This is a genomic window from Bradyrhizobium sp. HKCCYLRH1034 (genome assembly GCF_051168375.1).
GTDB lineage: Bacteria > Pseudomonadota > Alphaproteobacteria > Rhizobiales > Xanthobacteraceae > Bradyrhizobium.
The window spans coordinates 461,486-476,586 of sequence record NZ_JBNPUW010000001.1; the positions used below are offsets into that span (position 1 = coordinate 461,486).

At 65.5% G+C, this 15,101-nt stretch carries 14 protein-coding genes; 7 read left to right on the forward strand and 7 right to left on the reverse strand.

Annotated features, from left to right (window positions below):
- Nucleotides 1–34: 34 nt before the first annotated feature.
- Together ACQR0W_RS02080 and ACQR0W_RS02085 are read left to right on the forward strand one after the other, a co-directional pair.
- On the forward strand, nt 35–970 hold the full coding sequence (locus tag ACQR0W_RS02080; RefSeq protein ID WP_316186849.1) for an ABC transporter permease: 936 nt from the start codon (nt 35–37) through the stop codon (nt 968–970).
- A 1-nt stretch (nt 971) separates the two neighbouring features.
- Nucleotides 972–1,874 (forward strand): ABC transporter permease, encoded by a 903-nt coding sequence (locus ACQR0W_RS02085; RefSeq protein WP_315749155.1) that lies wholly within the window; start codon nt 972–974, stop codon nt 1,872–1,874.
- A gap of 242 nt (nt 1,875–2,116) precedes the next feature.
- On the opposite strand, the gene ACQR0W_RS02090 is transcribed toward ACQR0W_RS02085, so the two are convergent.
- The 6 genes from ACQR0W_RS02090 to ACQR0W_RS02115 all read right to left on the reverse strand — a co-directional run bounded on the left by ACQR0W_RS02090 (nt 2,117) and on the right by ACQR0W_RS02115 (nt 7,707).
- On the reverse strand, nt 2,117–2,821 hold the full coding sequence (locus ACQR0W_RS02090; RefSeq protein WP_316164359.1) for an ABC transporter ATP-binding protein: 705 nt from the start codon (nt 2,819–2,821) through the stop codon (nt 2,117–2,119).
- Nucleotides 2,805–3,536 (reverse strand): ABC transporter ATP-binding protein, encoded by a 732-nt coding sequence (locus tag ACQR0W_RS02095; protein ID WP_316164358.1) that lies wholly within the window; start codon nt 3,534–3,536, stop codon nt 2,805–2,807. The genes ACQR0W_RS02090 and ACQR0W_RS02095 overlap by 17 nt, the downstream gene beginning before the upstream one ends.
- Nucleotides 3,533–4,537, reverse strand: a complete 1,005-nt coding sequence (locus ACQR0W_RS02100; protein ID WP_315715790.1) for a branched-chain amino acid ABC transporter permease — start codon at nt 4,535–4,537, stop codon at nt 3,533–3,535. Before ACQR0W_RS02100 ends, ACQR0W_RS02095 begins: the two co-directional genes overlap by 4 nt.
- Nucleotides 4,537–5,415, reverse strand: coding sequence for a branched-chain amino acid ABC transporter permease (locus ACQR0W_RS02105; protein WP_315715789.1), 879 nt, complete (start codon nt 5,413–5,415; stop codon nt 4,537–4,539). Before ACQR0W_RS02105 ends, ACQR0W_RS02100 begins: the two co-directional genes overlap by 1 nt.
- Nucleotides 5,416–5,562: 147 nt before the next feature.
- On the reverse strand, nt 5,563–6,807 hold the full coding sequence (locus tag ACQR0W_RS02110) for an ABC transporter substrate-binding protein (RefSeq protein ID WP_315715787.1): 1,245 nt from the start codon (nt 6,805–6,807) through the stop codon (nt 5,563–5,565).
- A gap of 81 nt (nt 6,808–6,888) precedes the next feature.
- Entirely contained in the window at nt 6,889–7,707 is an 819-nt protein-coding gene (locus tag ACQR0W_RS02115) for a putative hydro-lyase (protein ID WP_315826375.1), read from the reverse strand.
- A gap of 113 nt (nt 7,708–7,820) precedes the next feature.
- On the opposite strand from ACQR0W_RS02115, the gene ACQR0W_RS02120 reads away from it, so the two are divergent.
- The 3 genes from ACQR0W_RS02120 to ACQR0W_RS02130 all read left to right on the forward strand — a co-directional run bounded on the left by ACQR0W_RS02120 (nt 7,821) and on the right by ACQR0W_RS02130 (nt 11,160).
- Nucleotides 7,821–8,783 (forward strand): LysR family transcriptional regulator, encoded by a 963-nt coding sequence (locus ACQR0W_RS02120; RefSeq protein ID WP_315715785.1) that lies wholly within the window; start codon nt 7,821–7,823, stop codon nt 8,781–8,783.
- Nucleotides 8,780–10,030 (forward strand): Zn-dependent hydrolase, encoded by a 1,251-nt coding sequence (locus ACQR0W_RS02125; RefSeq protein ID WP_316186850.1) that lies wholly within the window; start codon nt 8,780–8,782, stop codon nt 10,028–10,030. The genes ACQR0W_RS02120 and ACQR0W_RS02125 overlap by 4 nt, the downstream gene beginning before the upstream one ends.
- A 218-nt stretch (nt 10,031–10,248) precedes the next feature.
- On the forward strand, nt 10,249–11,160 hold the full coding sequence (locus tag ACQR0W_RS02130; protein WP_316186851.1) for an NAD(P)-dependent oxidoreductase: 912 nt from the start codon (nt 10,249–10,251) through the stop codon (nt 11,158–11,160).
- A gap of 323 nt (nt 11,161–11,483) precedes the next feature.
- On the opposite strand, the gene ACQR0W_RS02135 is transcribed toward ACQR0W_RS02130, so the two are convergent.
- Nucleotides 11,484–12,557: a tartrate dehydrogenase gene (locus ACQR0W_RS02135; RefSeq protein ID WP_316164355.1), complete on the reverse strand. Its 1,074-nt coding sequence runs from the start codon at nt 12,555–12,557 to the stop codon at nt 11,484–11,486.
- A gap of 158 nt (nt 12,558–12,715) precedes the next feature.
- Here ACQR0W_RS02135 and ACQR0W_RS02140 point away from each other — a divergent pair, with 158 nt between their 5' ends.
- Together ACQR0W_RS02140 and ACQR0W_RS02145 are read left to right on the forward strand one after the other, a co-directional pair.
- On the forward strand, nt 12,716–13,492 hold the full coding sequence (locus tag ACQR0W_RS02140; protein ID WP_316164354.1) for an SDR family oxidoreductase: 777 nt from the start codon (nt 12,716–12,718) through the stop codon (nt 13,490–13,492).
- A gap of 79 nt (nt 13,493–13,571) precedes the next feature.
- The gene (locus ACQR0W_RS02145) at nt 13,572–14,996 is read left to right on the forward strand and encodes an amidase (protein WP_434840565.1); all 1,425 of its coding nucleotides are present in this window, start codon (nt 13,572–13,574) and stop codon (nt 14,994–14,996) included.
- Nucleotides 14,997–15,101 lie beyond the last annotated feature (105 nt).

The window sequence follows — 15,101 nt, forward strand, 5'->3', positions numbered from 1 at the left end:
TCGAAACATCCGCACCGGACGACAGGTTTCCCACGTGGCCGTGACGATCGACAATTCGCCCGACACCGTAGCGCCCGCGGAGAGCACCTTCCGCAAGCTGACCCAGCGCTCGATCGCGTGGCTGCAGGCCGGCCCGATGATGCTGGTATTCGCGCTGTTCTTCCTGTTGCCGCTGGTGCTCGTCGTCGTCGTCAGCGCCTGGGACTACAACGAATATGAGATGATCCCGGCGTTCAGCTTCCGCGGCTATACCGACACCTTCGAAGGCTGCGTCGCCAACCTGCCCGAACTGTGCACGATCCTGAAGACCTATCTGAAGACGCTGAAGCTGTGCCTGCTGACCTGGGGCCTGACGTTGATGATCGGCTTCTGGGTCGCCTATTTCCTCGCCTTCCACGTTCGCAGCAAGACCTGGCAGATCGTGCTGTCGCTGTTGTGCACGATCCCGTTCTGGACCTCCAACGTGATCCGGATGATCGCCTGGATCCCGCTGCTGGGACGCAACGGCCTCGTCAATCAGGGCCTGCAAGGTGTGGGCATCGTCAACAAGCCGATCGAATGGCTGCTGTTCTCCGAATTTTCGGTGGTGCTGGCGCTGGTGCACCTGTTCACGTTCTTCATGGTGGTGCCGATCTTCAATTCGATGATCCGCATCGACAAGCGCCTGATCGAGGCCGCCTATGATGCCGGCGCATCGGGCTGGCAGACACTGGTCAACATCGTCATTCCGCTGTCGAAGCCCGGCATCGTGATCGGCTCGATCTTCGTCATCACCATCGTGATGGGCGACTTCATCACCGTCGGCGTGATGGGCGGCCAGCAGATCGCCTCCGCCGGCAAGATCATCGAGTCCCGGCTGTCGGCACTGCAATTCCCGGCCGCCGCGGCCAATGCCGTGATCCTGCTCGGCATCACCATCATCATCATCTCCGCGCTGACGCGGATCGTCGACGTGCGCAAGGAGCTCTGAGATGGGAGACAAGCGCCCCCGCTCCTTCTACATCCTTGCGGCCTTCTTCGCAGCCTATGTGCTGTTCCTGTACGGGCCGATGATCGCGATCTACATCCTGTCGTTCCAAGGACCGGATGGCGGCCTGACGTTTCCGATGAACGGCGTGTCGCTGACCTGGTTCGGCAAGGTGTTTTCCGGCGGCGGCATCGTCGACATCGGCGCCGCGTTCAAGCGCTCGCTGGCGCTCGGCCTCGTGGTGATGGTAATCACGGTGGTGCTGTCGGTCGCGGCCGGCATGGCGTTCCGCAAGCCGTTCCGTGGCGCCTCGATCCTGTTCTACACAGCGATCGCCAGCCTGATCATGCCCTCGATCATCACCTCGCTCGGCATCGCGCTGGAGTTCCGGCTGATCGACGACTTCATCAACAAGCACGGCGCCGATGTCGGGCTCGGCTGGCTCGCAGACGGCTACACCACCGCGATGGGCCTGTTCACCTCGGGCCTCGGCGCGCATCTGACCTGGACCTTGCCGTTCGGACTCCTGATCATGTTCGCGATCTTCAACCGCTTCGACGGCCGGCTGGAGGAAGCCGCACGCGACCTCGGCGCCACGCCCTGGCAGACCTTCCGCCACGTCGTGCTGCCGATCATCCTGCCATCCGTGGTCGGCATCGGCCTGTTCGGCTTCACCCTGTCCTGGGACGAACTCGCCCGCTCCAGCCAGGCGATCGGCTCGGTGAATACGCTTCCGCTGGAATTGCAGGGCCTGACGACGACCGTCACCAAGCCCGACATCTACGCGCTGGGCACGCTGACATCGGCGGTGTCCTTCGTCGTGATCTTCGCCGCGCTGTCGGTGATCCTGATGCTGCAGGCGCGGCAGCGCCGCCAGGGGTCCGACGCCGGCAAGGGGATGGTGTAGCCGCGGCGGCTGACCGAACAGTCGCCGCTGTTGCTCGACATCTTAGCCAAAGAGAACTTTGCCTTGGCCCCTGGATTGCTTCGCTGCGCTCGCAATGACGGTTGTGGCGGACACCGCGCCTTCCACGAACGCTGTCATCGCGAGCGCAGCGACGCGATCCAGGGGCCTCGGACGGGACTCTAGATGGCTTCGCTACGCGCCGCGAACACAACGACGCAGAGCAGGCAATTGAACATATCGCCTCACAGCCCCAAATACGCCTTCCGCACATCCTTGTTGCCGCTGATCTCCGCTGCCGTGCCCTGCATCAGCACGCGGCCGGTCTGGAGGATGTAGGCGCGGTCGGCGATCTCCAGGCATTCGGCCATGCGTTGCTCGACGATCAGCACGGTCATGCCGGCGTCGCGGATGCGCTTGACGGCCTGGAAGATCTCGTCGACCAGCTTCGGCATGATGCCCTGCGACGGCTCGTCGAGCATCAGAAGCCGCGGCCGGGTCATCAGAGCGCGGCCGATCGCCAGCATCTGCTGCTCGCCGCCGGACAAGGTCTCGGCGCGCTGCTCGAGCCGCTCGGACAGCCGCGGAAACAGTGTGAATACGAAGTCGAGCGGCTCCTCGCGGTTGGCCTCGCCGCGATAGAGATAGCTGCCGAGCCGCAGATTGTCGCGCACCGAGAGCCGCGGGAACAGCCGGCGGTTCTCCGGCACATAGGCGATGCCCCTGGCCGTGATCAGGTGCTGCGCCATGCCGTCGATGCGGCTGCCGTCGAAGGTGATGCTGCCGGCACGCGGCCGCTCGGCCCCGGCGATCGACTTCAACAAGGTCGACTTGCCCGCGCCATTGGCGCCGGCGACGCAGACGATCTCGCCCTTCTCGACATCGATCGAGATATTCGAGATCGCAACCAGGCCCTGATAGGCGGTGGTGATGTCACGCACCGACAGCATGGCGGTCTCCGAGATAGGCGGAAATGACTTTGGGATCGCGGACGACGTCCGTGGGCTTGCCTTCGATCAGCACCTTGCCGAGATCGAGCACGATGGCGCGATCGACCAGCGGCATCACGATCTCCATGACATGCTCGACCATCAGCACCGTGATGCCGGTGTCGCGCACGCGGCGCACGAGCTCGACGCCCTTCTGTGACTCGACCGGCGTCAGGCCGGTCAGGACCTCGTCGAGCAGCAGCAGCTTCGGCTCAGTGGCGAGCGCACGCGCCACTTCCAGGCGCCGCTTCTCCGAAGGCACGAGATCGCTGGCGAGCACATCGGCGCGGGCGCCGAGGCCACAGAACTCCAAGACCTCATGCGCCTTCCGCCGCGCCTCGCGCATGTTGGTGGTGCGGACGAGCGCGCCGACGATGACGTTCTCGATCACCGTCATGCTTTCGAAGCTTTTCACCACCTGGAAGGTGCGGCCGATGCCGCGCTGGCAGCGTTCGGCGGCCGGCAGCGCGGTGACGTCCTCGCCGTCGAAGATGATGGCGCCTTCGGTCGGCTTGAACGCACCGGCGATCAGGTTGAACAAGGTCGACTTGCCGGCGCCGTTCGGACCGATCAGGCCAACGATCTCGCCATGCCCCACCTTGATGGAGACGTCGGAGTTGGCGGTCAGGCCCGAGAAGCGCTGGGTGATTTTACGGGTTTCCAGCAGCGCGGTCATGACGCCACCGCCTCTCTCGCGGGCTGAACGGCCGGCTTCGGCTTGCGGGAGAACAGGCTGACCAGACCTTGCGGCCGCGCCAGCGAGATCGCAACGATCAGGCCGCCATACACGATCAGGTCGACGCCGCGGCCGGAGCCGCCGATGAAGGAGCGGGTCAACTCGGTCAGCGGGATCAGGATGACCGCGCCCAGCATCGGTCCCCACAGCGTGCCGATGCCGCCGAGCACGGCCGGGAGCGCCATCAAGAGCGAGAACTGGAATCCCATCACGCTTTCAGGATCGATGTAGGACACGAACTGCGCATAGAAGCTGCCGCCGATCGCGACCAGGAAGGCCGAGACGGCCGCCGCGCCCATCTTGGAGTTGAACACGTCGACGCCGAGGCTCTCGGCGGCGACCGGGTTGTCCTTCACCGCGCGCCACCAATAGCCCCACTTCGAATCCTCCAGCCACCAGGTCACGAACCAGGCGACGCAGGCGAGCACGAGTGCAAAGTAGAAGTACGGCAGCTTGGAGCGGGTGAACTGGAAGGTCAGCCACGAGTCACGCCGCACCGGAATGTCGATGCCGAGTGCCGCCCCCGCCCAATCCCAGTTCTGGAACAAGAGCAGCGTGATCTCGGCGATGACGATGGTCGCGATGACGAAGTAATGGCCGCCGAGCCGGAAGCAGGGATAGCCGAGCGCCATGGCGATCAGCGCCGAGATCAGACCGCCGGCGAGCATGCCGAACCACGGCAGCACGCCGAACTTGGTGAACAGAATTGCGGTGGTGTAGGCCCCGAGCCCGAAATACAGCGCGTGCCCGAGCGAGATCTGGCCGCAATAGCCGGACAGGATGTTCCAGCTCTGCGACAGCGCCGCGTACATCAGGGTGAGCACCATGATGTTCTGGACGTAGACGTCCTTGACGAAGAACGGCACGACGGCGGCGATGGCCGCAAGGAAGGCGGCGAGGACGAGGTCGCGCCGACGGCGTTGGATGAATGCCTTGTCCATCAGATCGATCCGAACAGGCCGCGCGGGCGGATGAAGACGACGAGGAGATAGACCCCGTAGATTCCGACAGTCTTCAGCGACGGCGGCAGGATCAGCGTGGTGATGGCCTCGACGAGGCCCACCACGATGCCGCCGGCAAAGGCGCCGAATACGCTGCCGAAGCCGCCGAGCGCCACCGTCACATAGGCGATGGTCGCGAACGACGCGCCGACGTCGGGAAAGACATAGAAGAAGATCGCCATGACCGCACCGGCAAGGCCGACCAGCGCCGCACCAAGGCCCCAGCCGAGTGCGAACACCTTGTTCTTGTCGATGCCGACCAGCGCCACCGCGCCGGCATCCTCACGCGTCGCCTCCAGCGCGCGGCCGAAATCGGTGCGGTGGATGAAGAAGTACAGGCCGGCGAAGGCGGCGATCGCAATGAGGGCACCGACCAGCTGCGGCTGCGGCAGATAGATGCCGGCGATCGAGATCGTCTTGCCGCCCAGCCAGGAGTGCGGAATGCTGCGATAGTCAGGGGTGAAGAAGTACTGCGCGACACCGCGCATCAGCACGGCGAGACCGAAGGTGGAGAAGATCTGCACCATGCCGGTATTGGCCTTCGCCCTGACCGCAAATCTGACAATCAGAAGATAGACCACCGCGCCGAACACGAAGAGAGCAGCGGCGACGATCGGCGCCGACAGCAGCGGATCGAGCGCGAAATAGGCGAACAGGAAGAAGGTCGCGTACATCGCGATCATCAGGAACTCGCCGTGGGCGAAGTTCACGACGTCCATCAGGCCGAAGATGAGCGCCAGGCCGACGGCGATCAGCCCGTAGAGCAGGCCCATCAAGAGGCCGCTGGCGAGACTTTGGATGATTGTTTCTGCTGTCACTTCACTTGCTCCCCGTCATTGCGAGCGAAGCGAAGCAATCCAGACCTTCTTTGCGGCCCCTGGATTGCTTCGTCGCTGCGCTCCCCGCAATGACGGAGCACGACAGATGCTCCGCCATGGTCTCCCCGCCCCTCGGGCCGAAGACGCTTACTTCATCGGCCAGGTGGCTTGGGCCACCGCGGCCTGGGTCGGGAAGATGGTGACGAACTTGCCGCCGACATATTGCAGCAGCACCGGATCGGCGTCGTTGTTCTGGCCGTTCTCGTCGAACTTCACCCGCTTCCACGGCATGATGGTCTGCTCGCCCGGCATGTCGGTCGCGGCCAGCGCGTCGCGGATCTTCTCGCCGTCGGTGGACTTGGCGCGGTTGATGGCGTCGGCCATCACGATCAGGCCCATGAACTGGCGCGACGAGTAGTCGTTGAAGTCCTTGCCCGACTTGGCCTTGAACATGTCGTTGATCTTGCCGACCATCGGCCGCTTGGCGGCGAGATCGAGCGAGAACGAGCCGCGCGAGATCACGCCTTCGAGCTTGTCGCCGACCGCGTCATACAGCGCCTTCTCGGAGAAGCCGGCATCCTGCGCCACGATCGCATTCGGCTTGTAGCCGAGCTCGGCCATGGTCTTGACCAGCAGGATGCCGTCCGTGGTGTAGCTCGACGGCATCAGCACGTCGGCATTGGCGGCCTTGAGCTGCTGCACCTCGGCCGACAGCGACGGCGAGTTGGCGCGGTACTTGATGTCGGCGACGATCTTGTAGCCGCGCTCGTTGGCGAGCTTGAGCTGAGCATTGCTCGAATCGGTGCCGAAGATGGTGTCCTCGTGGAACAGGGCCAGCGTGTCGATCTTGGTGCCCTTCTTCTTCATCGCGTCGAAGAAGTCGAACATCGCCTGCGAGAACATCTCGTCATGCGGGGCGGCGCGGAAATAATACTTCAGGCCGCGGCGATGCAGGCTCGGCGAGGAATTGTCGGCCGACAGATACGGAATCTGGTAACGCTCGCAGATCTGGCTCGCCGTCACCGCGACGGCGCTCTGATAGGAGCCGATGACGGCTGCGACCTTCTCCTGGGTGATCAGGCGCTCGGCCTCCGCGCGGCCCTTCTGCGGGTCGGCCTGGTGGTCGGCAAACACCAGCTTGATCTTGGCGCCGCCGAGGCCCGGCAGACCCTCGGTACGGGCCAGCGGCAGGTCGTAGTCGAACTTGCCGTTGATGATCTCGGCCGCCGTCTCGAACGCCCGCTGCGCGTCGACGCCGATCTGGGCGCTGGCGCCGGAGAACGGATAGATGACGCCGATCTTCACTTCCGACGTCTGGGCGCGGGCGGCGATCGGACCGAGCGCAGCGGCGGCGGTGGCTCCAAGCAGGACGTTTCGGCGCGTGATGGTCATGGCAAGATCCTCTGATGAAAGCGCATCGATGAAGCGGTTGAGGTCGACGGTAAAGGCTCAATGAGCAGCATGGCTGCCTGATTAGAGAACGGCGAGATCCTTGTTCTTGAGATCGGTGATCAGCATCAGGCCCGGTGCGTGGGTGATGGCGAAGGGCAGCCTGGCCGCAGCGATGACCGCCTGCGGCGTCACCCCGCAGGCCCAGAAGACAGGAATTTCGTCGGCGCCAACCGGCACCGGGTCACCGTAGTCCGGCTTGCTGATGTCGGCGATGCCGATCTGGTCGGGATGGCCGAGATGCACCGGCGCGCCGTGCACGGCGGGAAAGCGCGTCGTGATCTGCACCGCGCGGATCGCCTGCGCCGGCTTGAACGGACGCATCGACACCACCATCGGCCCCGCGAACGGCCCCGACGGCGTGCAGGCGATGTTGGTGCGATACATCGGCACGCGGCAGCCCTGCTCGATGTGGCGGATCGGCAGGCCGTCGGCCATCAGCGCCTCCTCGAAGGAAAACGAGCAGCCGAGCACGAAGGCGACGAGGTCGTCGCGCCAATGCGCCATGAGATCGGTCGGCTCCTCGACCATCTCGCCATCGCGCCAGACGCGATAGCGCGGCACGTCGGTGCGGATGTCGAGATCGGCGCCGAGCGCCGGAATGAAAGGATTGCCCGGATCGGACATGCCGATGATCGGGCACGGCTTCGGGTTGAGCTGGCAGAAGCGGTGGAAGGCGCCGGCGTACTGCTCGGGGATAACAGCCAGATTGCCCTGGACGAAGCCGTTGGCGACGCCCGCCGTGCTCCAGCCCCTGCCCGCGCGATAATCCAGGCGGGCCCGATGGCTCGGGAGAAGATCCGTCTCGCCGGCTGATTGCTGCACTGCCGCAGAAACAGTCATTTGTGCCACTTGCCTAATATCTCGACAAACCCACTGAACATCAGCCATGCTATAAAGTCTAATCTTCGTTTTTAATCAGGATCGATAAGACAAATTGATCCGAGCGGGGCGCGATGCTGGATTTCCGTTCCATCGAGACCTTCCTCTGGGTCGTGAAGCTTGGCAGCTTCCGCGGCGCGGCGCAGCGCCTCAATACGACCCAGCCCGCCATCTCCCAGCGCATCGCCCAGCTCGAGCGCGAGCTCGGCGTCAAGCTACTCAACCGCGATCATCGCGTGGCGTCCCCGACCGCGAGCGGCCGGCAGATGCTGGTCTATGCCGAGAAGCTGATCGGCCTGCGCGCGGAGATGCTGGCCGAGGTCGGCGACCGCTCGGCGATGCGCGGCGTGCTCCGGCTCGGCGTCGCCGAGACCATCGTGCACGACTGGCTGCCGCGGCTGATCAAGAGCGTCAACGAGAGCTATCCGAATCTGTCGCTGGAGATCGAGGTCGACGTCACGCCCCATCTGCACGCGCGGCTGCTGGCGCAGGAGATCGAGCTCGCCTTCGCGCTGGGCGCGCCCTCCGAGTCCGGCATCCGCAGCCGCGTGCTGTGCGACTATCCGATCAGCTTCCTCGCCAGCCCTGCCCTCGGCTTCGGCACGGGCGTGGTCACCGCCGAGCAGATGGCGCGGTTTCCGATCATCACCTTTCCGCGCAACACCCAGCCCTATGACAATGTGCGTTCGCTGTTCAACCGCCCGCATCTGCCGCCGATGCGGCTGCACGCCAGCGCCTCGCTGGCGACCGTGATCCACATGGCGGTCGAGGGGCTCGGCGTCGCCGTCATTCCGGCCGCGATTGTCGCCAACGAGATCGAGAGCGGCCGCCTGCAGGAGTTGAAGACGGACCTGAGGATTCCACCGCTGACCTTCACCGCGAGCTGGCTGTCGTCGCCCGAGATGATCGCGATCGAGCGCGTCGCCGAGCTCGCAGTCCGGACGGCGCAGACGGCCAGCCATCCCTCTGCATCGGTTGACGGGCTCGTCGCGGCGCGCGATGGACAGGATGCCGGAGTACAGGGAATTCAAGCATGAGCCGCGCCGTCACCAATCTGCAGATCGATTCCGCCCGCCTCTGGGACAGCATCCACGAGACCGCCAGGTTCGGCGCCACGCCGAAGGGCGGCGTGCGGCGGCTGACCCTGAGCCAGGAGGACAAGCAGGTCCGCGACTGGTTCCGTAAAGCCTGCGAGGATGCCGGGCTCGAAGTGCGCGTCGACACGCTCGGCTCGATGTTCGCACTTCGCAAGGGGCGCGACATGGCGAAGCCGCCGGTCGGGCTCGGCTCGCATCTCGACACCCAGCCCACGGGCGGCAAGTTCGACGGCATTCTGGGCACGCTCGGCGCGCTGGAGGTGATCCGCACCCTCAACGACGCCGGCATCGAGACCGACGCGCCGCTGTGCATCGTCAACTGGACCAATGAGGAAGGCTCGCGCTTCGCGCCGGCCATGATGGCCTCGGCCGCCTATGTCGGCGACTTCACGGTCGAGGACATTTTGTCGCGGACAGATGCCGCAGGCATGACCGTGGGCGCGGCGCTGGACGAGATCGGCTATCGCGGCGCGACGGCCGTCGGCACGCAGAAATTCTCCGGGTTCGTCGAGCTGCACATCGAGCAGGGTCCGATCCTGGAGGCCGAGAACAAGACCATCGGCGTGGTCGACCACGGCCAGGGCGTGTTCTGGTACGACGGCAAGGTCACGGGCTTCGAGAGCCATGCCGGCTCGACGCCGATGCCGCTGCGCCGCGACGCGCTGCTGGCGCTGTCGGAGTTTGCGCTGACCCTGGAACAGATCGCGCTCAAGCTCGGGCCGAACGCGGTCGCGACCATCGGCGAGGCCGTCATCGCCAATCCCTCGCGCAACGTCATTCCCGGCGAGATCGCCTTCACCATCGATTGCCGCAGCGCCAATGCCGATACGCTGGACGCACTCGATGCCAGCCTGCGCGCGGCCGCGGGTGAAATTGCGAAGAAGCGCCGCGTCGAGATCGCGATCGACCAGGTCTGGCGCAAGCCGCCGACGCATTTCGATCCGAAGCTGGTCGATGCCGTCGAGCGCGCCGCCGGCACGCTCGGCTATTCGCACCGGCGCATCACGTCGGGAGCGGGCCACGACGCCTGCAATCTGAACACGATCATGCCGGCCGCCATGGTGTTCGTGCCCTGCAAGGACGGCATCAGCCACAACGAGCTCGAGGACGCGACGCAATCCGACTGCGCCGCCGGCGCGAATGTCCTGCTGCACACCGTCCTGTCGCTGGCGGGCGTGGCGTCGTGATCTACTGCTTCAATCTACTCCAATATCAATGATCAATCACAAGCCTGAATAGCGCGGGCACGCTGGGCTCCCCTCCCCCTTGCGGGGAGGGGTCGGGGGTGGGGGTCCACAACGGCGGTGTCGCCCGGGGCTACCCCCTCCCCAACCCTCCCCCACAAGGGGGGAGGGAGTTCGCCTCTGTTGCCGCACTAGCCAGGCAGGACAACTAGGAGGTATCCGTGCGCGGAGTATTCATCGACGCCAACGACTCGCTGGCCGAGATCTTCGAGCGGCAGCGCAAATCGGGCGATCCCGAGATGCGCGTGCATCTCAACCCCGACATCAAGCCGGAGGACTGGCCGGCGATCCTCGACGGCGCCGAGATCGGCGTGGTCGATCACACCGCCCTGCCCACCGAGGTCGCGAAGCAGTGCAAGGGCCTCAAGCACGTCGTCTTTCTCGGCACCGGCGCGCGCAGCTATATGAACCCCGAGGAGCTTAGCCAGCTCGGCATCACCGTGCATTTGATCAAGGGCTATGGCGACACGGCGGTTGCCGAAGCCGCCATTGCGCTGATGTGGGCCTCGGCGCGCGGCATCGCGCAGATGGACCGCGAGATGCGCGCCGGCAACTGGCTGCGCGACGACGGCATGCAGCTGACCGGCAAGACGCTCGGCCTGATCGGCTTCGGCGGCATCGCCGCCGAGGTCGCGCGCATCGCGTCGGGCAGCGGCATGAAGGTGATCGCCTGGAACCGCTCGCCGAAGAGCCATCCGGGCGTCGACTTCGTCAACCTCGACACGCTGCTGCAGCAGAGCCATGTCGTCTCGCTGCACCTCCTGCTCAACGACGAGACCCGCGGCTTCCTGTCGCGCGAGCGCATCGCGCAGATGCGCAAGGGCGTGATCTTCGTGAACACCGCCCGCGCCGCCATCATCGACGAGGCCGCGATGATCGACGCCCTGCGTTCCGGCCACATCCGCCACGCCGGCCTCGACGTCTTCAACACCGAGCCGCTGCCCGCCGGTCACGTGCTGACCACGATCCCGAACGTGACGCTGTCCGCGCACTCGGCCTTCCGCACCCCGGAGGCGAGCGAAAACCTGATCCACGCCGCGTGGGAGCACTGCCGGCGGGTGGCGGCAGAGTAAACGCTCTCTCCTCCGTCATTGCGAGCGCAGCGAAGCAATCCAGAGTCCCGCGGCGACCCTGATTGCTTCGTCGCTGCGCTCCTCGCAGTGAGGTTGTTGGTCGAGCTGTCGCCTAAACTACCACTGTCGTCCCGGCGAATGCCGGGATCATACCGCGTGATTGATCGAGAGCGGACGGTGGCAATCGCGTAGGGCGGATTAGCGCAGCGTAATCCGCCGTCGTCCAGCAACGATGAGTAAGGCGGGTTACGCTCCGCTAACCCGCCCTAAGAACCGTGGCTATGCAACCCGGCGTTCGCCGGGGGCGACAACAAACAGCGTTCCTAGTCCACCATCTCCGCGACCGCCTTGCCGCACGCCACCGTGTCGGCATTGCCGCCGAGATCGCGCGTGCGCAAGGTGCGCTCGGCGAGCGTACGCTCGATCGCGCCGACGATCGACTGCGCCGCGGTCTTCTCGCCGAGATGCTCCAGCATCATCGCGCCCGACCAGATCATGCCGATCGGATTGGCGATCCCCTGCCCCGCGATATCGGGCGCCGAGCCGTGCACCGGCTCGAACACCGACGGGAAACGGCGCTCGGGATTGATGTTGCCCGACGGCGCGATGCCGATGGTGCCGGTGCAGGCCGGGCCGAGATCGGACAGGATGTCGCCGAACAGGTTGGAGCCGACGACGACGTCGAACCAGTCCGGGTGCAGCACGAAGTTCGCGGTGAGGATGTCGATGTGGTACTTGTCCCACTTCACGCTCGGATAGTTCTTCGCCATCGCCTCGACGCGCTCGTCCCAATACGGCATCGTGATCGAGATGCCGTTGGACTTGGTCGCCGAGGTCAGATGCTTCTTCGGCCTGGACTGTGCAAGCTCGAAGGCGAACTTCAGGATGCGGTCGACGCCGGTGCGGGTCATCACCGTCTGCTGCGTCACGAACTCGCGGTCGGTGTCCGGAAACATGCGGCCGCCGACCGAGGAATACTCGCCCTCGGTGTTCTCGCGCACCACCCAGAAATCGATATCGCCGGGCTTGCGGCCAGCCAGCGGCGACGGCACGCCGGGCATCAGGCGCACGGGCCTGAGATTCACGTACTGATCGAACTCGCGGCGGAACTTGATCAGCGAGCCCCACAGCGAGACGTGGTCCGCGATCTTGGCCGGCCAGCCGACGGCGCCGAAATAGATCGCGTCATGGCCGCCAATCTGCGCCTTCCAATCGTCCGGCATCATCTGGCCGTGCTTCTCGTAGTAGTCGTAGCTCGAGAAGTCGAAATGGTCGAACTGCACGGCGACGCCATGCTTCTTGGCGGCGGCCTCGATCACGCGAATGCCCTCGGGCATGACCTCCTTGCCGATGCCGTCGCCGGGAATGACTGCGATGCGATAGGGCTTCTTGCTCATCGAGCGGATCCTCAGATGGTGCTGCCGGACTGTCCCGGCTGAAATCGTCGACGCCTGAATGGACCAAACGACGGCCCAGCGCAACGCTGCGGTGCAAGATTGACCGCATGGCTGACGCCCCCGACAATCCGGTCTCCCTCCCCTCAGCGAGAGCCTCCATGGACCTTCATCTGCGCGGCAAGCGCGTTCTCATCACCGGCGCGTCCAAGGGAATCGGCGCCGGGGCGGCCGAAGCCTTTGCCGAGGAAGGCTGCCACGTCCGGCTCGCTGCGCGCAGCGGCGACCGCCTTTCCGCCCTGGTCGAGCAGCTCCGATCGAAGCACCAGATCGATGCAGCCGCGCATGTGGTGGACCTGCGGAAATCCGAAGACGTCGCGCGGCTGGCGCAGGAGGCGTCCGAGATCGACATTCTCGTCAACAATGCCGGCGATATTCCGGGCGGCGCGATCGACAAGATCGACGAGGCGGCCTGGCGGCATGCCTGGGACCTCAAGGTGTTCGGCTTCATCAACCTGACCCGGCTGGTCTATGCCCAGATGAAGGCGCGCGGCGGCGGCGTGATCATCAACGACATCGGCGCGGCCGGCGAGAAGTTCGACGCCAACTACATCTGCGGCAGCGCCGGCAATGCAGCGTTGATGGCCTTCACCCGCGCGCTCGGCTCCAAGAGCCTCGCCGACAACATCCGCGTCGTCGGCATCAATCCCGGGCCGGTCGGCACCGATCGTCACGTCACCCTGTTGAAGACGCGGGCCCGCGATCTGTTCGGTGACGAGAGCCGCTACACGGAGTTCCAGAAAAGCCTGCCGCTCGGCCGTCCCGCGCATGTCAGCGAGATCGCCGACCTGATGGCGTTCCTGGCCTCGGACCGTGCCGGCTACACCTCCGGCGTGATCTATACCGTCGATGGCGGCATCAGCGCAGGGTGGGGTTGATCGCCGCGACCTTTCCACCTCAGCCGAAACGTGATCTACAGCGAAGCGCCGGGACGCTTGCCATCAGGAGAACTAAGCTTTGGCCGACCAGGGATTGATCCGCGAGAGCGCCTGCGCCGTCGTCGACAAGTTGAAGTCCGGCAAGGTCACGCCGCTGGATTGCCTCGACGCGCTGGAAGCGCGCATCGCAGCCGTCGACGGCAAGATCAATGCGCTGCCGACGCTGTGCTTCGATCGCGCGCGCGATCACGCCAAGGCGCTGATGCAGAAGCCGGCTGCCGAGCGCGGCGTGCTGGCCGGGCTGCCCGTGCCGATCAAGGATCTCACCGACGTCGCCGGCGTGCTCACCACCCAGGGCTCGCCGATCTTCAAGGACCGAATTCCGGAACGCTCCGATCTCATGGTCGAGCATCTCGAAGCCAATGGCGGCGTGATCTACGCCAAGTCGAACACGCCGGAGTTCGGCGCCGGCGCCAACACCTTCAACGAGGTGTTCGGCGCGACGCGCAATCCCTGGGACACGTCCCGCTCGGCGGCCGGCTCCTCCGGCGGCGCCGCGGTGGCGCTCGCCACCGGCATGGCCTGGTTGGCGCACGGCTCGGACATGGGCGGCTCGCTGCGCAACCCCGCCAGCTTCTGCGGCATCGTCGGCCTGCGCCCGAGCTTCGGCCGCGTCGCGAATACGCCGACGGTGACCATCGACCGCAATCTCGCCGTCCAGGGCCCGATGGCCCGCAACGTCGCGGACCTCGCGCTGCTCTTGGACGCGATGAGCGGCGAGCACGTCGCGGATCCGATCTCGCTGCCCTCGCCTGCGACGTCGTTCCTGGCCGGCGCGCGCTCCGGCCAGAAGCCGGTCCGCGTCGCCTACTCGCCCGATCTCGGCATCACGCCCGTCGATCCCGAAGTCGCTGCCGTCACCCGCAAGGCGGCGCAGCGCTTCGCCGAGCTCGGCGTGATCGTCGAGGAGGCGCATCCCGATTTCAGCGAGGCGCATGAATGCTTCCACGTGCTGCGCGCGCTCGACTTCGCGATGAGCAAGGCGGAGCTGCTGCGCACCAAGCGCGACCTGCTCAAGCCCGAGGTGATCTGGAACATCGAGGAAGGGCTGAAGCTCACGGTCGCGCAGATCGCGCGCGCCGAGGCGCAGCGCGTCGCGATCACCGCGCGCGCGGTGAAGTTCTTCGAGACGTATGATCTGCTGCTGGCGCCGGCGACCATCGTGCCCCCCTTCCCGGTCGAGAACCGCTACGTCGCCGAATGCGCCGGGCAGAAGTTCGACAACTACGTGCAATGGCTCGGCATCGTCTATGCGATCACGCTGGCCTGCTGCCCAGCCCTGTCGCTGCCCTGCGGCTTCACGGAAACGGGCCTGCCGATCGGCCTGCAAATGATCGCGGCGCCGCGCGCCGACGCCAAGCTGCTCGCTGGCGCCAAGTTGCTGGAAGATGTTCTTGGCGTGGCCAGCTCGACCCCGATCGATCCGCGCGCGCCGAAGGGCTAGTTTGGTCGGCGGCCTCATGGTTCGAGAGGCGCCTTGCGGCGCGCCTCACCATGAGGATCGGGACTTGCTTTCGTGGCGCGATGGCCGACGAACGGGGCTTTTCTT